Genomic DNA, 24,604 nt, shown 5'->3' with positions numbered 1-24,604 from the left:
TTTCCCGTTGCCCCGGCAACGTCTCTTGAGGAGGAGTCCTGTTCATGGAAATCGTCGCACTGGTGCTGCTGTTCGTGGCCATCGTGTTCATCGTGCAATCGGTCAAGGTCGTCCCGCAGCAGAACGCCTGGGTGGTGGAGCGGCTGGGCAAGTACCACGCCACGCTCACGCCCGGCCTGAACATCCTGGTCCCCTTCGTGGACCGGCTGGCCTACAAGCACTCGCTCAAGGAGATCCCGCTGGACGTCCCCAGCCAGGTCTGCATCACCAAGGACAACACCCAGCTGACGGTGGACGGCATCCTGTACTTCCAGGTGACGGACGCGATGCGCGCCAGCTACGGCTCGAGCAACTACATCGTGGCGATCACGCAGCTGGCGCAGACCACGCTGCGCTCGGTGATCGGCCGCATGGAACTGGACCGGACCTTCGAGGAGCGTGACGTCATCAACAGCTCGGTGGTGCAGGCGCTGGACGAAGCCGCGCTGAACTGGGGCGTGAAGGTGCTGCGCTACGAGATCAAGGACCTGACGCCGCCCGCGGAGATCCTGCGCTCGATGCAGGCCCAGATCACGGCGGAGCGCGAGAAGCGCGCGCTGATCGCGGCGTCGGAAGGTCGCCGCCAGGAGCAGATCAACATCGCGACCGGCGAGCGCGAGGCCGCGATCGCGCGGTCCGAGGGCGAGAAGCAGGCCGAGATCAACAAGGCGCAGGGCGAGGCCGCGGCGATCCTGGCGGTGGCGGAAGCCAGCGCGGACGCGATCCGGCAGATCGCCTCGGCGATCCAGCAGCCGGGCGGCGGCGACGCCGTGCAGCTGAAGGTCGCGGAGAAGGCGGTCGAGGCCTTCTCTCAGCTGGCGCAGAAGAACAACACGATGATCGTGCCGGCCAACATGAGCGAGGTGTCGGGCCTGATCGGCACGGCGATGTCGCTGATCAAGAACGAGAAGCTGGTGCAGCCTGGGCGCTGAGCGATGCATTCATGACCCGAGGCCGACGACTTTCCTTCGGAGGCCAAAAACTGCGCTATGATGGCGGGCTTCGGAGAGATGGATGAGTGGTTTAAGTCGCACGCCTGGAAAGCGTGTGTAGGTTAATAGCCTACCGAGGGTTCGAATCCCTCTCTCTCCGCCAAGACCACAGGAAACGCCCCGCGATGCAAGTCGCGGGGCGTTTTTCTTTGCTCGCTATCATCCGGCCCCATGCTGCTGACCTCCACCCAATTCCTCGGCTTCCTCCTGGCCGCCCTGCTGATCACGGCGTCGCCCGGTCCGGACAACCTGATGGTGCTGGGCATGGGCGTCTCCAAGGGCCGCCGCCACGGCATGGCCTTCGGCCTGGGATGCGCGCTGGGCTGCCTGAGCCACACCGTGCTCGCCGCCATCGGCGTGAGCGCGCTGATCGCGGCCTCCCCGGTGGCCTTCACCGTGCTCAAGGTCGCGGGCGGGCTCTACCTGATCTGGCTGGGGTTCAAGGCGCTGCGCAGCAGCGGCGGCGCGCGGGTCGGCGACGCGTCCCAGGTGGAGGACTCGCTCATGCGCCTGTTCTTCAAGGGCGTCTTCGCCAACGCGATCAACCCCAAGGTCGTGCTCTTCTTCCTGTCCTTCCTCCCGCAGTTCGTCATCCCCGCCAACGGCCACGTGGCCGCGCAGACGGCGGCGCTCGGCGTGGTCTTCACGCTGCAGGCGGCGGTGCTGTTCGGGCTGCTGGGCTACTTCGCCGGCGCCATCGGCCAGTGGCTGCAGCGCAAGCCGCGCGCCGGCCTCTGGCTGGACCGCGTCGCCGGCGCGGTGTTCGTGGCGCTGGGCCTGCGGCTGATCGTGTCGCGCTGACCTCAGCCCCCTCACCCCTGTTCCCCGCAGGGGGATCCCCTCCCCGTCCTGATTTCCGCGACGATCGCCCCGAGCGGCGGCATGCCGTTTGTCGACCGCGACGATCGTCCTTCCAGGAACCACAAGGAGCCCCCATGACCCTGCGTCCCCTGCTCGCCGCCGCGCTGATCGCCTGCGCGCCGCTGTCCGCCGCGCTCGCCGCGGAAGCCTCGGCCACCGTGACTCTCAAGGTCGCCACGCCGCAGGGCGAAGGCGGCCCCGTCGGCACGGTGACGATGACGGAGACCCAGTACGGCCTGGTCTTCACGCCCAAGCTGAGCGGCCTGCCGCCGGGCCTGCACGGCTTCCACGTCCACGCCAACCCCTCCTGCGCCGCGGGCGAGAAGGACGGCAAGCCCGTGCCCGCCGACGGCGCCGGCGGCCACTTCGATCCCAAGAAGTCCGGCAAGCACGGCGAGCCCTGGGGCGACGGCCACCTCGGCGACCTGCCGCCCATGTACGTCAACGCCGAGGGCGAGGCCGTGCAGCCCGTGCTCGCGCCGCGCCTGACGCTGAACGACGTCAAGGGCCATGCGCTCATGGTCCACGCCGGCGGCGACAACCACGCCGACCACCCCGCCCCGCTCGGCGGTGGCGGCGCCCGCATCGCCTGCGGCGTGATCCAGTGATCCCGTAACAACTTCGTGCCGCGGCCTGACCGCGGCCTTCACGCCCGCGCCCCCCGCGCCGCCCCTGGGCGCGGGCCTTTCCTCTCCCGCATCGCCTCCCGCCGTCCGGCGGGCATGGGGCTTGCCAAGTTGAAACGCCCGGTTTCAAAACTTGTAGAGAGGAATCCAACCATGACCCGTCCGATCGGCCCCGTCGCATCGGTGTCTCTGCTGTCGACGAGCCTGCCGTCGAACCTGCCCTCGCATGACCAGGCCGCGTTGCAACGCCACCTGATCCAGTGCGCCAAGGCGCGCGGTCGATGGTTCGGCATCGCGCTGATGGCCGAACGCGTCCAGGGCCTGGTCCTGCCCCGCCTGGCCACCACCGCCGCGCTCGGCGCCATCACCCTGGGACTGTTCGCCCACTGGCTATGAACGACACCCAGCGCGCGCAGGACCCCGCCCCTCACCCCGAAGTTGCGGAAGAACTTGCGCTGCTGAATCCCGCGCTCGGGCCGATCGAGCCGCCCGTGCGCGCGGTGCTGTTCGGCCTGGCGCGCTTCGAGCAGCACGGCCGCAGCCTCGCGCAGGCCCAGGCCGTGCAAGGCACCGCCGGCGCGGGACAGTTCTTCCCGCGCCTGGACGAGAACGTCGCGATGCTCCAGCAGGCGCGGCGGCTGATCGAGAAGCGCCATCGCGACTTCCGCCACCTGGGCGCCGCCGGCAAATGGCTGCTGGACAACGCCGCGCTGATCGACGAACAGACCCACCAGGTCCGCCGCGGCCTGCCGCGCGGCTTCTTCCGCCTGCTGCCGCGCCTGCGCGACGAACCGCTGGCCGGACTGCCCCGCATCTACGGCATCGCCTGGGCCTGGGTCGCGCACACGGACGGCGGCTTCGACATCGATCTGCTGGCCGCCTACCTGCGCGCCTATCAACGCGAGAGCGCCTTGTCGCTCGCCGAGCTCTGGGCCCTGCCGACCACGCTGCGCGTCGTGCTGGTCGAGAACCTGCGCCGCCTGGCCGAGCGCTTCGCCACCCTGCAGGCCGCGCGCGACGTGGTCCACCACTGGTACGACGGCCACCCCGCCGACCACGGCATGGCCCGGATCCAGGAGCTCGAGCCGCGCATGAAGGAGCGCGGCGTCGCCGAGGCCTTCTGGCTGCAGCTGGACCACCGCATGGAGGAACTGCCGCAGCCGCTGATGGGCGAGCTCGGCGCCTGGCTGAGCACGCGGCTGCCCGCGCCCGCGCAGTCGCTGGCGCGCCAGCAGGACGAGTCCATCAAGGACCTGCAGAGCATCCGCAACGCCATCACCGCGCTGCGCCGCATCGACCAGACCGACTGGCGCAAGCTGATCCAGTCCGTCAGCCCGGTGATGCAGACCCTGGCCGAATCGCCGGTCCACGCCGCCGAGGCCACCGACACACAAGACCTGACCCTGCATGAGATCGAGCGCCTGGCGCGCCGCTGCGCGCGCACCGAGCTCGAGATCGCCCAACGACTGATCGAGCTGACCCGCCGCGCCGGTCCGCCGGTGGACGGCGAGCCCGACCGCCGCAGCGCGCCGATCTACTGGTGGCGCGGCGCCGGACGACCGACGCTGCATGCGGCGCTGGGCCTGCCCGAGCGCCGCTGGCGGCCGCACGACACGGAGCAGCGCCAGCGCTGGTCGGCCGCGGCCTACCTGGGCGGGCTGGCCGTGCTCGGGCTGCTGGGGCTGTCCTGGCTGATGAGCCAGGCCCGCGCCGACGCGCCGCTGTGGATGTGGTGCGCCGCCGCGCTGCTGGCCGCCGGACCGATCGGCGAAGCGGTGGTCGCGCTGACCAACCGCTGGATCAGCGAGCTGACGCGACCCACGCGATTGCCTCGCCTGGACTTCAGCGCCGGCCTGCCCGACAGCGAGCGCACCCTGGTCGTCATGCCGGTGCTGCTGCCCAGCGAAGCCTCGGTGGCGCCCCTGGTGGCGCAGCTGGAGCAGCACCACCTGGCGAATCCGGAACGCCTGGTCCAGTTCGCCCTGCTCAGCGATCACGCCGATGCCTACGAGGAACACCAGCCCGGCGACACCATGATCGTGGTCACCGCGGCCGATGCGATCGCCGCGCTGAACGAGCGCCACGGCGCCCTGGCCGACGGCCGTCCGCGCTTCCTGCTGCTGCACCGGCAGCGCGAGTGGTCGCCGACGGAGCGCCGCTGGATCGGCTGGGAGCGCAAGCGCGGCAAGCTCGAGCTGCTGCTGCGCCTGCTGGCCACGCGCGGCCTGGCCTCGCCCTTCGTGGACCTGGGGCCGCTGTCGACGCCGGCCGAGGGGGTGCGCCACCTGATCACGCTGGACGCCGACACCGACATGCCGCCGGGCCGGCTGCGCGCGCTGGTCGGCACGGCCGCCCATCCGATGAACCGGCCGCGTCTGGCGGACCCGGGCCATCGCGTCGTCGAGGGCTACGCCATCCTGCAGCCGAGGGTGCTCGCGCCCATGCCGGAGGACAAGGCGAGCACGCCCTATCACCGCCTCTTCGTCGGCCAGTTCGGCATCGATCCCTACAGCGCGGTGAGCTCGGAGATCTTCCAGGACCTGTTCGGCGAAGGGAGCTTCACCGGCAAGGGGCTGCTGGACGTGCGCGCCTGCCATGCCGCGCTGGGCGAGCGCCTGCCGGAAGGCCAGGTGCTCAGCCACGACCTGCTCGAGGGCAGCCTGGCGCGCTGCGCCGGCGTGTCCGACATCACGCTGGTCGAGGACTCGCCCATGCATGCCGACGTCGCGCATGCGCGGCTGCATCGCTGGACGCGCGGCGACTGGCAGCTGCTGCCCTTCATCGCGCGCGCCGGCCGCTACGGCCTGGCGCCGATCAATCGCTGGAAACTGATCGACAACCTGCGGCGCTCGCTGGTGGCGCCGATGTCGCTGGGCCTGGTGCTGCTGGCGCTGGGCGGCGAGGTGCTGCCGCTGGGGCTGACCCTGCTGGTCGTCGCCGCGGCCTTCGCCATCGGGCCGCTGGTGGGCGCGCTCGCGGGCCTGGTACCGAGCCGGGACGGCCTGGCCCGGCGCCATTTCTATCGCGAGACCGGCCACGACCTGCTGCGCGCGCTGGGCCTGGCGGCCTGGCACCTGGCGCTGCTGCTGCACCTGTCGCTGCTCTACCTCGACGCGATCACGCGCGCGCTGTGGCGCCAGTGGGTGACGCGCCGCCACCTGCTCGAATGGACCACCGCCGCCGCCGCGCAGGCCGCCGCCAAGCGCGAGCTCCCGGCCCTGGTCGAGCAGCACCTGCGCGTGCCCGTCACCGCCGCGGTGCTCGGCGGCGTGCTGTTGCTGGCCTCGCTGCTGGGCGCGCCGGTGCGGGTCGGCGCGGCCTTCGCCGTGCTGATCGTCTGGGCCCTCTCCCCCCTGTGGATCTGGTGGGCCAGCGCCGCGCGCGCCCCGCTGTGGCGCCGGGAGGCGACGCTCGATCCCCAGGGGCGCGAATACCTCTGGCGCCTCGCCCGCGACACCTGGCGCTTCTACGACCAGCACGTCGGCGCCGCCGACCACCACCTGCCGCCGGACAACGTCCAGCTCACGCCGCATCTGCTGGTGGCGCATCGCACCTCGCCGACCAATATCGGCCTGTACCTGCTGACCGTCGCCTGCGCGCGCGAGTTCGGCTTCATCGGCCTGGTCTCGATGACCGAGCGCCTGGCCGCGACGCTGGACACGCTGGAGCGTCTGCCGCGCTGGAACGGCCACTTCTACAACTGGTACGACACCGAGTCGCTGGTGGTGCTCGCGCCGGGCTATGTCTCGGCGGTGGACAGCGGCAACTGCTCGGCGCATCTGCTGGCGGTCGCGCGCGCCTGCGAGCTGGCGGCGGAACTCGACGCCGAGCAGGCCGCCGCCGCGCCGCGCGACGCGCTCGCCCGGACCCTGCGTCGCCTGCGCGTGATCCAGCCGCCGCTGTCCGCCGAAGGGGTGCTCGCCGCCGGCGCCGCGCTGGTGGCGGCACTGAGCGATCCGGGCAACGCGGATCTCCAGGCCGAGGAGCAGCAGGCCGTGCTCGGCGCCCATGCGGACGCGGCGCGCGCCGAGCTCGAGGCGCTCGCCCAGGTCGAAGGCCACGAGCCCACGCCGACGCACTGGCTGCTGCGCGACCTGCTCGCGCAGCTGGCGTCGTCCTGGCGCGATCAGGGCGCGGCCTTCGCCGACGCGCGTCTGCGCCTGCGCGATCTGGCCGCGCGGTTCCGCGCGCTGGGACTCGCCGCGGACTACCGCCCGCTCTTCGACCCCGAGCGCGGCCTGTTGCGCATCGGCTGGCGCGGCGATGCGCAGCAGCTCGACGACAACCATTACGACCTGCTCGCCAGCGAGGCCCGCCTCACCAGCCTGGTCGCGATCGCCAAGGGCGACCTGCCGCCAGAGCACTGGCGCGCGCTGGGCCGGCCCTTCTTCTCGCGCGACGGCGCGGGCGACTCGCTGGGACTGAAGTCCTGGTCGGGCTCGATGTTCGAGTACCTCATGCCCTCGCTGGTGCTGCGCGAGCCGGCGGCCAGCGCGCTGGGCCGCGCGATCCGCACCGCCGTCGCCGAGCAGCGCCTGGAGGCCGTCGGCAAGGGCACGCCCTGGGGCATCTCGGAATCGGCCATCGCGGGTCAGGACCACACCCTCGCCTACCAGTACGGACCGCAGGGCGTGCAGACGCTGGCGCTGGCACGCCTGGCGACGGACGAGCGCGTCATCGCCCCCTATGCGGCGGTGATGGCCGCGCTGGTGGCGCCGGTGCCGGTGGTGGCCAACCTGCAGGCCTACGAGCGCCTGGGCGCGCGCGGCGACTTCGGCTTCATCGAGGCCGTCGACTACACGCCGCAGCGCCAGACCGCGGGCGCCGGCCACACCCTGGTGCGGACCTACATGGCGCACCACCAGGCGATGGGCTTCGCCGCGCTGTCCAACCTGCTGTGCGACGACGCGCCGCGCCGCTGGCTGATGACGGACCCGCACCTGAAGGCCGTGGCCACGCTGCTGCACGAGCGCGCGCCCCGCGAGGTCGCCCCGCTCGCGCTGCCCGCGTCCGACGTGCTGCCGCGCAAGCGCCCGCAGCGCAAGACGCGCATGGTGCGCGAGACCGAGCCGCTGACCGAGACCCTGCCGCTGACGCACATGCTGACCAACGGCCGCTATGCGGTGGTGCTGCGCAGCCACGGCGGCGGCTACAGCAACTGGGACGGCGTCAGCGTGACCCGCTGGCGCGACGACCTGCTGCGCGACCAGCACGGCAGCTTCCTGTTCCTGCGCCGCGCGGGCGAGGAGGACTGGTTCAGCACCACGGCCCGGCCCGCGCCCGATCCGCGCGCCCGCTACGAGACGCGCATGCAGGCCGAGCGCGTGCTGCTGGAGGCGCGCTGGCGCGACCTGCACGCCTGCACCACGGTCTGGGTCAGCCCCGAGGACGACTGCGAGCTGCGCCAGGTGGAGATCACCCATCGCGGCGACCGGCCGCTGACGCTGGAGCTGGTCTCCTGCTTCGAGGCGACGCTGGCGCCGCAACGCGGCGACGAGGCGCACCCGGCCTTCTCCAACCTCTTCATCCAGGCGCGCTGGGACGCGGCCGAGCACGCGCTGCATCTGCGACGCCGCCCCCGGCTCTTCGACGAGGCGGCGATGCGCGCCGTCCACTTCCTCGCCGGCATCGACGACGGCGGCCCGGCGGGCCAGCGACCGCACCGCGACGGCACCGCGAGGCAGGACCTGGCCGATGGGGTGACGCCCGCGATGTCCCATGACCACGGGGGGCCGCGCCCGGAGGCCTCGGCGCTGGCGGCCGGCCACTTCAGCGTCGGCGAGGTGACGCCGGTCGCGGACCGCGCGCGCTGGCTGGGCCGCTACGGCAGCTCGACGCGGCCGGTGGGCGACGCGGGCGCCGTCTTCGTCGACGACGTGGCCGAGACGGCCGATCCCGGCGCCGAGGGCGAACCCGGTCGTCTGCTGGACACCGGCCTCGATCCCGTCGCGGGCATCCGCGTGCCGCTGACGCTCGCGCCCGGCGCCACGGTCCGCCTGACCTTCTGCACCGCGGCCGCGCGCGACGGCGACCTGCTGGCCGCGCTGGTCGACAAGTACCGCCAGCCCGCGCACGTCGAGCGCGCGGCCTCGATGTCGCACACCATGGGCGGCATCCGGCTGCGCGAGCTCAGCTTCGACACCGCCACCTGGGGCGCGCTGCTGCAGCTCAACACGCTGATCACGGGCCAGGCCGCGCGCGAGGCGGCCCATCCGCGCACGCCGGGCGGCCGCGTGGACCGGCGCGCGCTGTGGCGCTTCGGCATCTCGGGCGACCGGCCCATCCTGGCCGTCACCATCAGCGGCGAGGAAGGCATCGACCTCGTGCGCGCGCTCAAGAAGGCGCTGCGCCTGTGGACCGCGCACGCCGTCGGCGTGGACCTGGTCGTGCTCAACGAGGAACCGCCCTCCTACCTGGCCCCGGTGCAGCAGGCGCTTCAAGCCCTGCAATCGCGCCTGCAGGGACAGAACCAGGGTCGGCCGGCGCATCTGTGCGCCGCGCTGCACGTGCTGCGCGACGCGGACCTGCAGCCCGACGAGCGGCTCACGCTGCAGATGCTGACGCGGGTCCGGCTGCAGGCGGACGGCCGGGCGCTCGCGCAGCAGCTGGCGCGCTGGCTCGACGACCTGCGCCCCGCCGAGGACGTGCCGCGCCTGCCGGTCGCGCATGCGCTGGTCGGGCGCCCTTCCCCCGATGCCGCCCCTCGCGCGCCGGAGGGTCGCTTCGACGGCACGCATGGCGGCTTCTCCTTCGAGGTCTCGCCGGACCGCCATCCCTCGCGGCCCTGGGTCAACGTGCTGGCGAATCCGGACTTCGGCTGCCAGGTCACCGAGATCGGCGCCGGCTACACCTGGGCGGGCAACAGCCGCATGCACCAGGTCACGCCCTGGTCCAACGATCCGCTGCTGGACCCGCCCGGCGAATGGCTGCTGCTGCACGACCTGGACCACGAGCGGGTCTGGCCGCTGGGCCGGCAACTGCATCGCGCCGCGCCGCTGATGATCGAGCACGGCATCGGCTACACGCGCAGCCGCCAGCACCTGGACGACCTCACGGTGGAGCTGTGCTGGTGCGTGGACAAGGACGCGTCGATCAAGCAGGTGCAGGTCTCGATCCGGGCCGATGCGCGCGGCGACGGCCGGGTCGACGGCCGCGGGCGCCGCCGGCTGCGACTGGTGGCGCTGGCCGAGTGGCAACTGGGCAGCGCGCGCAGCGAGCGCCTGTCGGTGACCACGCACAGCGACTGGCTCACGGTCGGACCGATCGGCGCCGGGCTGCCGCAACCCGAGCGCGCGCTGAGCTTGCAGGCGACGCAGCGCGATCACCTGGGCGGCTTCGGCGAGGCGACCGCGGCGCTGTGCATCCGGCCGGGCTCACCGCAGGTGCGGCTGGACACGCAGGACTGGACCTGCGACCGGCGCGAGTTCTTCGACGGCGCCGGTCGCATGGTGCTGCCGACCGGCCTGAGCCGGCGCTGCGGCGGCGGCCTCGACGCGTGCGCGGGGCTGGGCGCCCGCCTCGACCTGGACGGGACGCAGCCCGCCCAGCTGGCGGTGCTGCTGGGCCACGCGCGCTCACCCGACGAGGCGCACGCGCTGATGGAAGCGGCCTGGCAGGTCGATCCCGCCGAGCGCCTCGCGGCCCAGCGGCAGCAGTGGCCGGCGTTGCTCGGCGGCATCCAGGTCTCGACGCCGGATCCGCGCTTCGACGCGCTCACGAATCACTGGCTGCCGTATCAGACGCTGGTCTGCCGCATGTGGGCGCGAGCCGGCTTCTACCAGGCCGGCGGCGCCTTCGGCTACCGCGACCAGCTGCAGGACGCGATGGCGCTGACCGACGTCGCTCCGCAGCTCCTGGCGCAGCAGATCCGCCGCAACGCCGCGCGGCAGTTCCCCGAGGGCGATGTGCAGCACTGGTGGCACGAGCCGGGCGGCGCCGGCGTGCGCACCCATTTCTCCGACGACCGGCTGTGGCTGCCCTACGCGGTGGCGCACTACCTGGCGCGCACCGGCGACGTCTCGCTGCTCGACCAGACCGAACCCTTCCTGATCGGCCAGACCGTGCCCGAGGGCGCCGAGGACATCTACGAGAGCCCGCGCACCGACGGCCCGATGGCGTCCGTCTACGAGCACGCGGCGCGCGCCATCGACCGCAGCCTGGACAGCGGCGCGCACGGCCTGCCGCTGTTCGGCACCGGCGACTGGAACGACGGCATGAATCGCGTCGGCCACGAGGGCCGGGGCGAGTCGGTGTGGATGGCCTGGTTCCTGTGCCAGGTGATCGAGGACTTCGCCCCGGTGGCGACGGCCCGCGGCGAGCACGAGCGCGCGCAGCGCTGGAAGGTGGCGCGTGACGGCTGGGTGAAGGCGCTGGACGACGCGGGCTGGGATGGCGCCTGGTACCGGCGCGGCTTCTTCGACGACGGTTCGCCGCTGGGCTCGGCGCGCAACAGCGAGTGCCGCATCGACCTGATCGCGCAGAGCTGGGCGGTGCTGACCGGCGCGGCCGATCCGGCGCATGCGCGGCAGGCGATGGCCAGCGCCTGCGCGCAGCTGCTCGATCCGGTGGCGAGGCTGGCGCGGCTGCTGCATCCGCCGCTGGCGGTCGCGCAGCCGAGCGCGGGCTACATCCAGTCCTACGCGCCGGGGGTGCGGGAGAACGGGGGCCAGTACAACCACGGCGCGGTGTGGGCGCTGATGGCGCTGGCGCGGCTGGGCCAGCGCGACACGATGTGGCAGGTCTACACCGGCCTGAGCCCCGCGCACCGCTGGGCCGATCCGCGCCTGGGTCCGACCTACGCGATCGAGCCCTATGTGATGGCCGGCGACATCTACTCGCAGCCGCCGTGGGTGGGACGCGGGGGATGGAGCTGGTACAGCGGCTCGGCGGGCTGGCTGCTGCGGGCCTCGCTGGAATCGATCTGCGGCGTGGTCGTCGCGCAGGGCCGCGTGCGGGTGGACGCCTGCCTGCCGGTGCACTGGGATCAGGCGGAGGTCCGACTGCGGCACGAGGGGCGCTGGCTGCGCGTGATCGTCTGCGCCAACGAGAGCGCCTGCCGCGCCGCGCTGGCCCGCGAGCCAGGCGCCCGGCGCGAGTCGGCGGGCGAGTCGGTGGAGCTGGCCTCGCTGTCGCCGGAGCAGGCGCTGGTGGTGGTCAGCGTGCCGGAGATGGTGAAACTGCCGGAGGCCCCGCCGCCCGATGGCGCGGGACATCCGGTCGGCACGGCCCGTCCGGCCCCATCGGGCGAGGCGCCGCCCCCGGGGGGCGCGAACTCGCCGCTCGGCTAGAGAGGGATTCCACTGACCGGAGCGGCGATGCGGGCCCGGTCAGAATGATCCGCATGTCCGACACCCTGACCCCGATGCCGCTGCGCGAGCGCTTCCTCGCCGACCTGCTGACCAACCGCCACAACCGGACCATCCTCGATCGCTGGGACCGGCTCGCCCTGCCCGACGGCTGGCTGGTGGCCGGCTGCCTGTTCCAGAGCGTCTGGAACCTGCGCATGGGTCGCGCGCCGGAGTCGGACATCAAGGATTACGACCTCTTCTATTTCGACGGGCAAGACCTGACCCGCGAGACCGAGCAACGCGTGCAGGCGCGGGTGGACGAGGTGCTGGGGGACCTGGGCATCCAGATCGAGGCGATCAACCAGGCGCGGGTGCATCTCTGGTACGAGGAGGACTTCGGTCATCCGTACGAGGCGCTGACCTGCTCGCGCGACGGCATCGAGCGCTTCCTGGTGCCGTCGACCTGCGTCGGCGTCCGACCTGGCGAGATCTACGCGCCCTACGGCCTGGAGTCGCTCTACGCGGGCACCCTGGCGATGAACCCGCTGACGCCGCACCGCGACCTCTTCGAGGCCAAGGCCGCCTCGTACCAGCGCCGCTGGCCGTGGCTGACGATCGTGAGTCCGGAATGATCGGTGCGCGACCTGACGGGATCGCGCGGCGCTGAGCACCTCTTGAATTCCATGTCCGATTCCGGCGCGACCGGTGGCGTCGGCCTCTCTATCGTGAGCGCCATTCACCACCACGACGGCCCGCGTGCCGCGCTCACATGGACTTCCGTATCCTCGGCCTCGATCCGGCCCCGTTCCGCCCGCTCTTCACGCTGTCCGACGAGGCCTTGCGCGAGCGCGGCATCCTGCGCGTGCGGATCGACCGTCCGCGCTCCGCGCCCGACCGCATCACGCTCGACGACGCCGAGCCGGGCGAGACGGTGCTGCTGCTCAACCACACCTACCTGGACGTCGACTCGCCCTATCGCGGCACCCACGCGATCTACCTGCGAGAGAACGGCGGCGACCGCTTCGATCGCACCAACGAGATCCCGAAGGCGCTGCGTGGCCGGATCCTCTCGATCCGCGCCTTCGACGCGACGGGCATGATGGTTGACGCCGACCTCGTCGACGGTGACCAGGCCGAGTCCCTCATCGAACGGTTGTTCTCGCGACCCGAAGTCGACTACCTCCAGGTGCACTACGCCAAGCGCGGCTGCTATGCGGCGCGCGTGGAACGCGCCGCCGGAGACGACCGGATCGACTGAGCCGCGGCGACGGCGCCCTCATCCCGGCGCCGTCCTCGGCGGCCTCATCCTCACGGCGCCGCCGCGCCCCCCTCCACCAGCGCCGCGAAGCCCGCGCGCTTGACCTGCTCGTCGATCGCCGGCAGCAGCTTGCGCGCGGCTTCCAGATCCTGCCGGCCCTTCTCCGCCTCGCCCAGCTTCGTCTGCGCCAGACCCCGGCCGTAGAGGGCCCAGGCCAGCTGGGGCTTGAGCTCGATGGACTTGTCGAAGGCCTTGCGCGCCGCCGAGGCGTCCCCTTGCCGCAACCGCGCCCAGCCCAGGAAGTAGCGCAGCAGCGGGTCGTCGCCGTCCTCGTCCACCGCGTCCTTGCAGTCGTCGACCGCCTTGGCCAGCTCCAGGTTCATCCGCGCGCGCAACCAGCAGCGCTCGCCCAGCACCTGGCCCAGCCGCGCGTCGCGCTGGTGCGTCTGGATCCAGAGATCGAACTGCTTGATCGCCTGCGGCCCTTCGTTGCGCCGCGCATGCAGCTGCCCGAGCTGTGAGCGCAGGTTGGAGCCCGGTGGCAGCGTCGCGTCGAGCTCCGCCAGGTCCGCGCCGGCACCGTCGCGATCGCCCGAGGCCATGCGCAGCGGCACGCGGCGCAGCCGCGCTTCCGACAGCGCCGGATCCAGGCGTAGCGCCTCGTCCAGATCGGCCAGCGCCTCCTTGGGTTTCTTCAGCGCCAGCTTCACCCGCGAGCGCGCCTCGTAGTTCTCCGCCGTCGGCTTGAGCTGCACCGCGCGGTCCAGATCCTCCAGGGCCCGCGCCGGCTCTCCGTTCACCAGCGCCGCGTTGCCGCGCCGCGCCAGACCGTCGGCGTCGTCCGCCGCGATCTCCTCGGGCTTGGCCGCGTAGCGCGGGTCCGCGCCGCCGGTGGGCTGGCGGCCCTTGGCGAAGACCGCGCCGCCATTCCAGGTCGCGTAGACCTTGCCCTGCAGCCGCGACACGTAGACCCGGTGCGACAGGAAGTAGTCCAGGCCCAGCAGCATGCCGTAGTCGCCGCCGTCGGTGTCGGTCACGTCCATGCGGTTGTTGCTGACCTTCTCGCCGCCGATCTCGAAACGCTCCACCGTGGTGGTCCAGCGCCGCGCGAAGGACGCGCCCGCGCCCCCGGTGCGGCCCACCAGCGTCATCTGCGACTCGGTGATGCCGGCCTTGCGCGCCGCGCTGATCGCCAGCGAGGTCGTCGGCGCGCCCGTGTCCATCAGCGCCGTCACCTTCTCCCCGTTCACCAGCACCGGCACCCGCACCGCGCGGTCGTTCTGCGCGTAGCTGATCAGCGGCGCCTCGATCACCGGCGCCTCCCCGGCCCAGTAGGCCATCACGGTCTTCTCGCAATCGCCCTTGGGGAAGACCAGCCGGACCTCGCCATGGGCCAGGTCGTACTCCGTGTCGGCCAGCGACAGGAAGTTGCGGCCCAGCACGCCCATGATCCCGGCGTTGATCTCGTTGCCCCCGACCAGGAACTCCACGTTCGGGAGCACCGCGCCCTCCAGCTCCACGCTCTTGACCGTCGTCACCTTCAGGTTCTGCACCTGGCCGGTGACGCCGTAGACGCGCAGGTTGGTCTGCGGGCGCAGCTTGAGCTCCAGTTGCCTGGCGCTGGCCTCGCTGAGGAAGCTGTAGAACGCGCCGCTGTCCACCAGCAGGGGCACGGGCACGCCGTTGAGCTTGAGCGTCGCGACCGGTCGCGACTCCACCAGCCGCACCGGGATGACCATGGTCTCGATCCCGCAGCGCTTGGGCGCGGCGTCGGCGGCGAAGGCGGTGCCGGCCGTGCCGGTCAGGATCAGCGCCAGCAGCGGCGCGAGGTGGCGTGCGTTCAATCGTCCCTCCCTGGGTAGCGCGGGCGGTCGGCCGCCCGTCGAGACCGCGACGATACGCGCTCGCGAGAGCGAAAAATCCCCCTCGATGGGGGAATTTCACCCGGGCTTGCGCGCCCTTGACGAGGGGGTCACGGCACCTTGACGTCGGACGCCGAGGCGCCCTCCGGCGCGGGCCCCGACGCGGTCCCGGCGGGGCCCGCCGCGGTGGGTTTGCCGGCCTCGGGCCGCAGCGCGTCCGCCCACAGCGCCGCGGCGCGCGTCACGCCGTCCGCCGTGAAGTGGCAGCCATTGCGCAGCGGCAGGCTCAGCGCGTCGGTGTCCGGTCCGGCCAGGAACCCGCTGTCGGGGATCGCCAGCAGCTCCCGCACCGCCTCGCGCACCTGGCCGCCGTCGTGCGGCGGGCAGTAAGTCGAGCGCGCCAGCCACCACGGCGCGCGCAGCCCGCGCATGCCCATGTCGGTCCGCAGCGCGGCCAGCGCGTCGCGGTACTCCGCCATCGCCGTGCGATCGCGCGCATCGGCCTCGCCTTGCTGCCACAGCACCGCGGCCACCGGCCAGTGGGTGCCCTTGAGGCGGTCGACCTGCGTCGTCCAGTAGCGGCGCAGCGCGCCATCCGGCCGGGTCCAGTCGTCGATGCTGGTGCCCTCCACCGCGATCACCGACCAGACGATGGGATGGCCCTGCCAGCGTCCGCCCAGCGCCTGGTTCACCGCCGGCCACAGGCTGCCCCCGTCGCCGGTGCCGCCCGGCAGTGGTGCGCCGGACAGGCCGCAGCCGCCCTCGTGCAGCACCGGGATCGGCGGCAGCGGCGCCTGCGCCGGATCGGCGCGGTCCGCGTGATTGCCCGCGTTGGACTGGCCCAGCACCACCACGATCACGGGCTGCTCGCCCTTGAACACGGTGCCGCAGTCCTGCGCCGTCACCGGCATGCCATGGATGGACTCGACGCGCCGCGCCAGCGCGTCCGCCGGGGTGGTCTTCTCGGGCTGGCGCAGCATCGCCACGCCCGCGGTGATCATGCCCACGCAGGACAGCAGCGCCACCGCGCCGATGGCCACCGCCAGCAGCGGCGGCATCTTCCGTTCTTCAGTCATCGCTCTCGATCGCGTCCATGCTGGGGCCGGCGCGCAGACCGGCCGGCCAGGTTCCGGCGCCCGGCCTCGCGGACGCCGGCGCGCATTGTCGACCCGTCGCGGGTTCGACGCTCAGCCGTTGGCGGGGACGGGCTTCGCCGGTCGCCCCGCGCGATAGCGGTCGCGGATCCAGCGCATCGCCGGACGCTCGACGAAGGCCGTCAGCAGCTGGGCCAGCAGGCTCGCGCCGATCAGCGTGAGCAGGATCGCGACGTGCACCTCCACGCCCCACTGCTCGAAACGGCGCAGCATCGCCCAGCCGATGTTCTCGTGGACCAGGTAGAGCGTGTACGACACCCCGCCCAGCCAGATCAGCGCGGGATGCTCCAACCAGGTCCAGCGGCCGCGCGCGGCGCCGAACAGCACCGCGAAGAAGACCGCGCCCAGCACCGCCCAGCCCGGGCCGTCGGCCAGCGCCATCACGAGCAGCGCGCCGGCGGCCAGGGTCAGGTCGGCGCGATCGGCGGCCTGCCCACGCTCGCCGCGGCTCAGCCGGTAGATGGCCACGCCCAGCGCGAACCAGCAGATGTAGGGCAGCAACAGCCAGCGCTGGCCCACCCAGGGCAGGTCGACCTGGAACAGCGCCAGCGCCCCGGCGTAGACCAGCCGCAGCGCCAGGCAGCCGAACAGGAAGCTGCGGAGTCCCGAGGCGCCGCCCAGGCGATGGCTCAGCAGCGCCCAGAAGTAGAAGAGCAGCTCCACCTCCAGCGTCCAGTAGACGTTGTCGACGTGCGGCACGCCGAAGAAGCCCTGGATCATGGTCACGTTGACCGCCAGCACGTCCAGCCCGACGGTCTTGCCGGGCAGCCCGATCAGGTGGGTCAGGCCGAAGGTCAGCAGCAGCGCGCCCCAGTAGGCGGGATAGAGCCGGCTGAAGCGCGACACCACGAAGTCCAGGGGGCGCGAGGTGCGCTCCAGCGTCATGAAGATCACGAAGCCGCTGATCATGAAGAACAGGTTGACCCCGAGGTAACCGTACGGCACCGCGACCAGCGGATCGCGCGCGTGGCCGAAGACCTCGTCGAAGCGCGTCGTGTAGTGGAAGAGCACCACGGCCAGCGCCGCGATGCCGCGGAGCGCATCGAGTTGCGCGAGCCGCGGCGTGGAACTCACACCAGGACCTCGGCCGCCGCGGGGTGGCTCAGGAAGTTCTGCGGGCTGGCGGTCACGCCGTAGGCGCCCGACTGGAACACGACCACCAGATCGCCGGGCTCGGCGCGCGACAGCGGCATGCGCTCGCCCAGCAGGTCCAGCGGCGTGCACAGCGGCCCCACGACGGACACGCCGTCCTCGACCGCGCCGTCCATCCGGTTGCCGACGGCCACCGGGTAGTTCTTGCGGATGACTTGGCCGAAGTTGCCCGAGGCCGCCAGGTGGTGATGCAGTCCCCCGTCCGTGACCAGGTAGACCTGGCCGCGCGAGACCTTGCGGTCCACCACGCGGCAGACGTAGACGCCGGCCTCGCCGACCAGGTAGCGGCCCAGCTCGACCACCAGCCTGGCCTGCGGCAGCTCGACCGCGGCGCGTTCGACCAGCGCGGCCAGGTTCGCCGCGATCGGGCCCAGGTCCAGGCGCTGCTCGCCCGGGAAGTACGGGATGCCGAAGCCGCCGCCCAGGTTCAGCACCTTCACGGGGGCCGGCGCGTCCTGCGCCAGCCGCAGCGCCAGCTCGAAGCTCTTGAGCTGCGCCTCGACGATGGCCTCGGGCTTGAGGTTCTGCGAGCCGGCGAAGAGGTGGAAGCCCTCGAAGCCGACGCCGTCGGCCGCGGCCTCGCCGATGCGGGCCAGCAGCTCGGGCACCTGCTCGGCGTCGACGCCGAACTGCTTGGGGCCGCCGCCCATCTTCATGCCCGAGGACTTCAGCTCGAAGTCCGGGTTCACGCGCACCGCGACGCGGGCGGCGTAGCCGGTCTCGCGGCAGAGCTCGCGCAGCAGCGCGATCTCGCGGAAGGACTCGACGTTGATCAGGATGCCGGCGGCCAGCGCCTGGCGCAATTCCAGCGCGCTCTTGCCGGGCCCGGCGAAGCTGATCTCGCGCGGATCGGCGCCGCCGTCCAGCGCCACCTGCAGCTCGCCGCCCGAAGCCACGTCGATGCCGTCGACCAGTCGCGCCATGTGCGCCACCAGCGCCGGCATCGGGTTGGCCTTCATGGCGAAGTGCAGTTCCAGCTTCGCGGGCAGCGCGGCGCGCAGTTCCTCGACACGGCGCGTCAGCAGCGCGCGGTCGCAGGCGTAGAACGGCGTGCGGCCGACGCGATCCGCCAGGCGGGTCAGCGGCTGGCCGCCGATCTGCAGCACGCCGTCGCGGACCTCGAACTGGTCCATGGGCGCGTGCCGCGGCGGGGCCTTGACGGGAGCGTTCATCGTGTCGTGGTGTTCCGGTTGAAGCGGGCTCAGGCGCCCGACTGCGCGATCCACTCGGTGCTGAGCAGCTTGCGGTCGATCTTGCCGTTCGGGTTGCGCGGCAGCGGGCCGGCCTTCTCGGCGAAGCCGGCCGGCACCATGTAGGCGGGCATGCGCGCGCGGCAGGCGGCAAGCAGCGCGGCCGTGTCCAGCGCGGCCGCGCCCGCCGGCGGCGTGGCGATCACCTGGATGGACTGGCCCAGCGTCTCGTGGTCGACGCCGAAGGCGACGCACTCGCCCACCAGCTGCGTCGCATACAGGATCTCCTCGACCTCGGTCGGGCTGACCCGGTAGCCCGAGGTCTTGATCATCTCGTCGCGCCGCCCGATGAAGTACAGGAAGCCTTCCGCGTCCTGGCGCACGTTGTCGCCCGAGAACACCGCGTACTCCGGCAGCTGCAGGCCGGCCTCGCGACCGGCGGCGCCCACGGGGAGCAGCTTGTAGCGCTCGGCCGTCTTCTCGGCGTCGTTCCAGTACCCCATGCCGACCAGGGCGCCGCGGTGCACCAGCTCGCCGGGCTCGTCCGGCGCGCAGGGCGTGCCGTCCTCGCGCAGCACCAGGATCTCGGCGTTGGGAATCGCCTTGCCGATCGAGTCCGGCCGGCGGTCGACCTCCTCGGGGGGCAGATAGGTCGAGCGGAAGGCCTCGGTCAGGCCGTACATCAGGAAGGGGGCCGCCGAGGGCGCGCGCTGGCGCAGCAGGTTCAGGGTCTCGCGCGGCATGCGTCCGCCCGTGTTGGCGAAGTAGCGCAGATTCGCGTCGATCGCCGCGGGCCATTCCAGCTGGGCCAACTGGATGTAGAGCGGCGGGACCGCGGTCAGGCCGGTGATGCGGTCGCGTTCCAGCGCCTTGAGCACGTCGCGCGGCATCAGGTAGTTGAGCAGCGTCACCGAGGCGCCGGCGTGGAAGGCCGTCGTCAGCTGGCTGAAGCCGGCGTCGAAGGACAGCGGCAGCGCCGCCAGCAGCCGGTCGTCGGGCCGGTTGCCCAGGTAGCTGGCGACGCTCCTGGCCCCCGCCACCATGTTGCGGTGCGACAGCACCACGCCCTTGGGCCGGCCGGTCGAGCCGGAGGTGTACAGGATGGACACCATGTCGGTGTCGATCACGCGGTGGGCGGCCCGGGCCGGGGCGTCCAGCAGGTCGCTGTAGCGGTGCCAGCCGTCGGGCGTCGCGTCGGCGGCCGGATCGACGATCACCACGTGCCGCACCGAGGGGCATTCGGCCAGCACCGGCCGCAGCGTGGCGAGCCGGTCGCGCGAGGTGATCAGCACCCGCACGTCGCAGTCGCGCACGATGAAGCCGACCTGCTCCGGCTTGAGGATGGGGTTCACCGGGACGAAGACCCCGCCCGCGGCCGGGGCGGCGAAGCTGGCGACCACCGTCTCCAGCCGCTTGTCCAGGTAGATGCCCACGCGCTCGGCGCGGCCCAGGCCCAGCGCCAGCAGGCCGTTGGCCAGGGCCCGGACCTGGTCCGCCAGGGCCTCGTAGTCCATCGCGCGGGCGCCGTCCCGCAGCGCGGGCGCGGCCGGATCGCGGTCGGCGGCGTGCCAGATCAGGTGCGGGAGCAGATGGGCGTCGACGGCCGGGCGGGCGGTGGATTCGGTCGCGGTGCGGGTCACTGTGCGGTCGCTCGTGGCGGTGAGGAAAAAAAGTATCTCACGGGCCCCGGCGGCAGTACCTCACGAAGGGCGCGGGATCCCCTTGGAATGGGGGGCGCCACCCGGGGTTCCCCGAGGGGGCCACAGTTAAGATCCGCCCCGATCATGAACACCCAACAACACCTGCTCGCCATCCTCGACGACGTCCTCAGCCTCGAGGGCCGCGCCAAGGATTTCGACGCCGACACCGCGCTGCTGGGCGCGATCCCGGAGCTGGACTCCATGGCCGTGGTCAGCCTGATCACCGCCCTGGAGGAACAGTTCGGCATCGTCGTCGAGGACGACGAGATCGACGGCGCCACCTTCGCCACCGTCGGATCGCTGCTGGACTTCCTCAACGGCAAGCTGGCCGCCTGAGCGGCACGCCGTCCGCGTCCGCCGCGCCGCATCCCCCCATGGCCGCGAGCACCGTCTTCTTCCTCGATGCCGGCGCGCGCGGCCAACGCCTGTGCGCCCACTATCCGGCGCGATCGGCGCCGGCGGTCCGTCCGGGTTCACCCGACACCCCGTCCGGCGAGGCCGGCGGCGCGGTCGCGCGCGGCCAGATCCTGCTGCTCCCGCCCTTCGGCGAGGAGATGAACAAGTCGCGCCGGATGATCGCGCTGGGCGCCCGCGCCTTCGCCGCCGCCGGCTTCGAGGTCCTGACGATGGATCTGCTGGGCTGCGGCGACAGCAGTGGCGACTTCGGCGACGCGAGCTGGGCCGCCTGGCAGGAAGACGTCCGCCTGGGCGTGGCCTGGCTGGATCAGCGCGCTCAAGCCATCGGCGGGGCCACGGGCGACCCGGGCGGCGACCGGGGGGACCGCCTCCCGCCGCCGCTGTGGCTCTGGGGCCTGCGCGCCGGCGCGCTGCTGGCGCCGGCCGCCTTCGGCGACGCCCCCGCCCTCGCCCGTCCCCTGAATCTGCTGCTCTGGCAGCCCGTCACCGCCGGCAAGGTCCAGCTGCAGCAGTTCATGCGGCTGCGCGTGGCCGCCGACCTGATCGGCGGCCAGGCCAAGGGCGCGATGCAGGCGATGCGCGACCAGCTCGCCCGCGGCGAGTCCGTCGAGATCGCCGGCTACGCGCTGTCGCCCGCGCTGGCCGAAGGCCTGGAGGCCGCCCAGCTCAAGCCGTCGCCGCGCGTCGCGCGCCTCGCCTGGATGGAGCTGTCCCCGCGCGAGGACGCCCGCCTGACACCGGCCGCCGAGATGGCGGTGTCGGCATGGCGGGCTCAGGGCGCGCGGGTGCGCGCGGCCGTCAGCCAGGGTCCGTCCTTCTGGGCCGCCACCGAGATCGAGGAAGCCCCGCGCCTGATCGAGGCCAGCCTCGCCGCGCTGACCGCCGGGGATGACTTCGAGATCGCCCCGGCCGCTGCCGACGATGGCGGCGACGCCGTCGCCTCGGCGCCTCGCACGGAGGGCCACGCGGCATGAGCACCGGCGCCCGCATGAGCACGAGCGGCATCGCCGGCGATGCCGCGGCCGACACCGCGACCGACCTGGCCATGGCCAAGCCCGGCCAGCCGCCGGCGACGGTCGCCGCGCCGCTGTCGCACCGCGACAGCGTGCTCGGCTTCGACTGCGAGGGTGATGCGCTGGTCGCGCTGCTGAGCGAGCCCGCCGCGGCCGCGGGCGACGAGGCCACCGCCGAGACCGGGGTGCTGCTGATCGTCGGCGGACCGCAGTACCGCGTCGGCGCCCACCGCCAGTTCACGCTGCTGGCACGCGCGCTGGCCGCCTCCGGGACCCCGTGCCTGCGCCTGGACTACCGCGGCATGGGCGACGCCGAAGGCGCGATGCGCGACTTCGCCGATGTCGACGCCGACATCGGCGCCGCGATCGACGCCTGGCAAGGCGCGCGGCCCCGGCTGCGCCGCGTCGTGATCTGGGGGCTGTGCGATGCCGCCTCCGCGGCGCTGCTGTACGCGCATCGCCGCCGCGATCCGCGCGTCGCCGGCCTGTGCCTGGCCAATCCCTGGGTCCGCACCGAGACCAGCCTGGCGCGCGCCCAGGTCAAGCACTACTACCTGGACCGGCTGCGTCAGCCGGCCTTCTGGCGCAAGCTGCTGAGCGGCCGCGTCGGCCTGTCCGCGGTGCGCGAGCTGCTGGGCAAGCTGGCGCTGGCGCGCGCCCCGGCCGCGGCCTCCGGCGCCACGGGCGACGGCGCCGCGCGCGGCGCCCGCGACACCCGCCACTACAGCGAGCAGATGGCCGACGGCCTGCGCGGCTTCGCCGGCCCGGTGCTGCTGATCCTGTCGGGCGACGACGTCGTCGCCCAGGAGTTCCTGGACCGCTGCCGCGACGGCGGCCCGGCCTGGCAAGCGCTGCTGTCGCGCCCCGGACTGCGCCGTGCCGACCTCGCCGAGGCGGATCACACCTTCTCGACCGCCGCATGGCGCGCCCGGGTGGAGCGGCTCACCGCCGACTTCGTCCGTGACGCCCTGCCGGCCTGATGGAGCCCCGCACGATGACCCTTCTCCGACGCCTCACCGACCGCGCGGCACGCGCCGCGCGCGTGGCGCTGATCGCCTCCTGCGCGCTGGGCGCCGTGATCGCGCACGCGCAGGACCATTGCGGCCCGCTCGAGAACCCCTACGGCCCCTTCGACTACCGCGACTACAAGGACCTGCGCGGCCGCGAGCGCGCCGGCACCCCGATCTCGCTGGTCGAGGACACCCACTTCCTGGAGGCCTGCGAGGCGATGATCCGCTGCGCCGCCGGCGTCCCCGGCGGCGAGTTCGACTACACGCTGCGCGTCTTCCCCAACCACCATCGCGCCTTGCTGGCGATGGCGCGCCTGGCCGACCGCTACAAGGCCGCCGTCGCGCCCAACGCCCGCTACACGCCGGCCTGCTACTTCGAGCGCGCGATCCGCTGGCGCCCCGACGACATCGTGGCGCGCATGCTGTACGTGATCTACCTGAAGGATCACAACGCGCCCGAGGCCGCGCGCAAGCAGTTCGACGCCATCCGCCAGCTCGCGCCGACCAACCCCTACACCGTCTACAACCTGGGCATGGTGGCGCTGGACCTGGGCGACGTCGACTTCGCCGTCGAGGCCGCCCGCCGCAGCTACGGCGCCGGCATGGTCCATTCCGAGCTCAAGCAGCGCCTGGTCGCGCTCAAGCGCTGGGGCGACGCCGACGAGCAGGCCGTGCAGGCGCTGCAGGCCGGCGAGGCCGCGTCGGCCCCGTCGGGCGCCGCGTCCGCCGCCCCCGCGGCATCGGCCCCCGCCGCGCCGGCCTCGGCGCCCGTCAAGCCATGAGCGCCTCGCCCCTGCCCGCGCCGCGACTCCCGGTCGTCGGCTGGAACACCTTTTCCGGCCCGCTCGAGGCGCCGGTGCCGACGCTGCTCGCCCATCCGCGCCAGGTCCTGACCACCAGCGGCCGCGCGGCCATCCTGCTGGCGCTGGAGTGCCTAGCCGTCGGCCCCGAGGACGTGGTGCTGCTGCCCAGCTACCACTGCCCGACCATGGTCTCGCCCGTCATGACGCTGGGCGCCGAGGCGGTCTTCTATCCCATCGACGAGCACGGCGCGCCGCGCCTGGACTGGCTGACCGCGCACGTGCCGGCGCGCACCCGCGCGCTGCTGGTGCCGCACTACTTCGGCCTGCCCCAGCCGATGGACACGGTGCGCGCCTGGTGCGACGCGCGCGGCATCGCGCTGATCGAGGACTGCGCCCACGCGATGTTCGGCCGCGCCGGCGCGCGCGCCATCGGCTCCTGGGGCGACGTCTCCATCGCCAGCCTGACCAAGTTCTTCCCCACGCCCGAGGGCGGCGTGCTGGCGCTCAACCGCGCCGACCTGCGGCTGCCGGACCTGAGCCCGGTCTCGCGCATCGACCAGGTCAAGGCCGCCTCCGACATCCTGCACATGGGCGCGGCCCACGACCGCCTGCCCGGCCTGAACGGGCTGATCCGCGGCGCCTTCGCGCTCAAGAGCGGCCTGCGCGCGCTGCTGCGCGGCGAGCGCCCCGCCGCCCCGCCGGTGCCCAGCCGCCATGGGGATCTGGACGAGGACCAGGAGATCGACGCCAACATGGCGCTGATCGACCTGCCGCTGTCGCACCGCGCGCTCACCCGCGCCAGCGGCTGGATCTCCACCCGCGTGCCGCGCCGGCGCATCGTCGAGGCGCGCCGCCGCAACTACACCTTCTTCACCGAGGCCTTCGCCGGCTGCGACGGCGTGCATGCCCTGCTGCCCGCGCTGCCGGCGGACTGCGCGCCCTACGTCTTTCCGCTGTGGGTGCGCACGCCGGATCCGGGCTACGCCGAGATGCGCCGCCTGGGCGTCCCGGTCTCGCGCTGGGACCGCCTGTGGCCCGGCGTGCCCGCGCTGCCGGGCGACGTGGGCAAGGCCTGGTCGCACCACGTGCTGCAGCTGGCCTGCCACCAGGACCTGACCGACGAGGACCTGCGCCGCATCGTGGCCGAGGTCAAGCGCCTGTTCGTCGGCCCCGCCGCCCCGTCGGTCCCGACCGACATCGCCGCCGCGGCGGTCACCCCCGGCTGAGCGCCCGAGCCCGG

Annotated in this window: 17 protein-coding genes and 1 tRNA gene; 13 read left to right on the top strand and 5 right to left on the bottom strand. The window is 72.9% G+C overall.

What is annotated here, in order from left to right; genetic code table 11:
• The first annotated feature begins 44 nt into the window (after positions 1-44).
• The 8 genes from MCHT01_RS05220 to MCHT01_RS05185 all read left to right on the top strand — a co-directional run bounded on the left by MCHT01_RS05220 (position 45) and on the right by MCHT01_RS05185 (position 13,063).
• Positions 45-971 (top strand): SPFH domain-containing protein, encoded by a 927-nt coding sequence (locus tag MCHT01_RS05220; protein WP_067063302.1) that lies wholly within the window; start codon positions 45-47, stop codon positions 969-971.
• A gap of 72 nt (positions 972-1,043) precedes the next feature.
• Positions 1,044-1,134 (top strand) — tRNA-Ser (locus MCHT01_RS05215).
• A gap of 68 nt (positions 1,135-1,202) precedes the next feature.
• Positions 1,203-1,832 (top strand): LysE family translocator, encoded by a 630-nt coding sequence (locus MCHT01_RS05210; RefSeq protein WP_067063299.1) that lies wholly within the window; start codon positions 1,203-1,205, stop codon positions 1,830-1,832.
• 134 nt (positions 1,833-1,966) lie between these two features.
• The gene (sodC, locus tag MCHT01_RS05205; RefSeq protein ID WP_067063296.1) at positions 1,967-2,500 is read left to right on the top strand and encodes a superoxide dismutase family protein; all 534 of its coding nucleotides are present in this window, start codon (positions 1,967-1,969) and stop codon (positions 2,498-2,500) included.
• Positions 2,501-2,671: 171 nt separating this feature from the next.
• Positions 2,672-2,914 (top strand): hypothetical protein, encoded by a 243-nt coding sequence (locus tag MCHT01_RS05200; RefSeq protein ID WP_067063293.1) that lies wholly within the window; start codon positions 2,672-2,674, stop codon positions 2,912-2,914.
• A complete protein-coding gene (locus tag MCHT01_RS05195; protein ID WP_067063291.1) occupies positions 2,911-11,805 on the top strand; it encodes a GH36-type glycosyl hydrolase domain-containing protein in 8,895 nt (2,964 codons plus the stop codon). Before MCHT01_RS05200 ends, MCHT01_RS05195 begins: the two co-directional genes overlap by 4 nt.
• 74 nt (positions 11,806-11,879) lie before the next feature.
• Entirely contained in the window at positions 11,880-12,437 is a 558-nt protein-coding gene (locus tag MCHT01_RS05190) for a nucleotidyltransferase family protein (RefSeq protein ID WP_067063404.1), read from the top strand.
• 137 nt (positions 12,438-12,574) lie between these two features.
• On the top strand, positions 12,575-13,063 hold the full coding sequence (locus MCHT01_RS05185; RefSeq protein WP_067063287.1) for a DUF1203 domain-containing protein: 489 nt from the start codon (positions 12,575-12,577) through the stop codon (positions 13,061-13,063).
• A 50-nt stretch (positions 13,064-13,113) separates the two neighbouring features.
• Here MCHT01_RS05185 and MCHT01_RS05180 read toward each other — a convergent pair whose 3' ends face one another.
• From MCHT01_RS05180 to MCHT01_RS05160, 5 genes are all read right to left on the bottom strand, one after another.
• Positions 13,114-14,907, bottom strand: a complete 1,794-nt coding sequence (locus tag MCHT01_RS05180; RefSeq protein ID WP_067063284.1) for an aspartyl protease family protein — start codon at positions 14,905-14,907, stop codon at positions 13,114-13,116.
• A gap of 128 nt (positions 14,908-15,035) precedes the next feature.
• Complete coding sequence (locus tag MCHT01_RS05175) at positions 15,036-16,001, bottom strand: sialate O-acetylesterase (RefSeq protein WP_148661397.1); 966 nt, start codon at positions 15,999-16,001, stop codon at positions 15,036-15,038.
• 111 nt (positions 16,002-16,112) lie between these two features.
• Positions 16,113-17,153, bottom strand: a complete 1,041-nt coding sequence (locus tag MCHT01_RS05170) for an acyltransferase family protein (RefSeq protein WP_067063281.1) — start codon at positions 17,151-17,153, stop codon at positions 16,113-16,115.
• On the bottom strand, positions 17,150-18,403 hold the full coding sequence (locus MCHT01_RS05165) for a pyridoxal-dependent decarboxylase, exosortase A system-associated (protein WP_067063280.1): 1,254 nt from the start codon (positions 18,401-18,403) through the stop codon (positions 17,150-17,152). The genes MCHT01_RS05170 and MCHT01_RS05165 overlap by 4 nt, the downstream gene beginning before the upstream one ends.
• 29 nt (positions 18,404-18,432) lie before the next feature.
• The gene (locus MCHT01_RS05160) at positions 18,433-20,061 is read right to left on the bottom strand and encodes an acyl-CoA ligase (AMP-forming), exosortase A system-associated (protein WP_067063278.1); all 1,629 of its coding nucleotides are present in this window, start codon (positions 20,059-20,061) and stop codon (positions 18,433-18,435) included.
• Positions 20,062-20,205: 144 nt separating this feature from the next.
• Here MCHT01_RS05160 and MCHT01_RS05155 point away from each other — a divergent pair, with 144 nt between their 5' ends.
• Genes MCHT01_RS05155 through MCHT01_RS05135 form a run of 5 tightly spaced genes read left to right on the top strand, consistent with a single transcriptional unit; the run spans position 20,206 to position 24,590 of the window.
• Positions 20,206-20,457 (top strand): acyl carrier protein, encoded by a 252-nt coding sequence (locus tag MCHT01_RS05155; RefSeq protein WP_067063276.1) that lies wholly within the window; start codon positions 20,206-20,208, stop codon positions 20,455-20,457.
• A 38-nt stretch (positions 20,458-20,495) separates the two neighbouring features.
• Positions 20,496-21,512 carry an alpha/beta hydrolase family protein gene (locus MCHT01_RS05150; protein WP_067063273.1) on the top strand — a complete coding sequence of 339 codons (1,017 nt, stop codon included), beginning with the start codon at positions 20,496-20,498 and terminating at the stop codon, positions 21,510-21,512.
• The gene (locus MCHT01_RS05145) at positions 21,509-22,531 is read left to right on the top strand and encodes a hydrolase 1, exosortase A system-associated (RefSeq protein ID WP_218017861.1); all 1,023 of its coding nucleotides are present in this window, start codon (positions 21,509-21,511) and stop codon (positions 22,529-22,531) included. Before MCHT01_RS05150 ends, MCHT01_RS05145 begins: the two co-directional genes overlap by 4 nt.
• A gap of 14 nt (positions 22,532-22,545) precedes the next feature.
• The gene (locus MCHT01_RS05140; RefSeq protein ID WP_067063270.1) at positions 22,546-23,343 is read left to right on the top strand and encodes a hypothetical protein; all 798 of its coding nucleotides are present in this window, start codon (positions 22,546-22,548) and stop codon (positions 23,341-23,343) included.
• Complete coding sequence (locus MCHT01_RS05135; protein WP_067063267.1) at positions 23,340-24,590, top strand: DegT/DnrJ/EryC1/StrS family aminotransferase; 1,251 nt, start codon at positions 23,340-23,342, stop codon at positions 24,588-24,590. The genes MCHT01_RS05140 and MCHT01_RS05135 overlap by 4 nt, the downstream gene beginning before the upstream one ends.
• Positions 24,591-24,604 lie beyond the last annotated feature (14 nt).

Source organism: Mitsuaria chitosanitabida ATCC BAA-476 = NBRC 102408 (assembly GCF_001598255.1).
Taxonomy (GTDB): Bacteria; Pseudomonadota; Gammaproteobacteria; order Burkholderiales; family Burkholderiaceae_C; genus Roseateles; species Roseateles chitosanitabidus.
The sequence above is the reverse complement of the archived record's forward strand: the minus strand, read 5'-3'. Positions and strand labels throughout refer to the sequence as shown.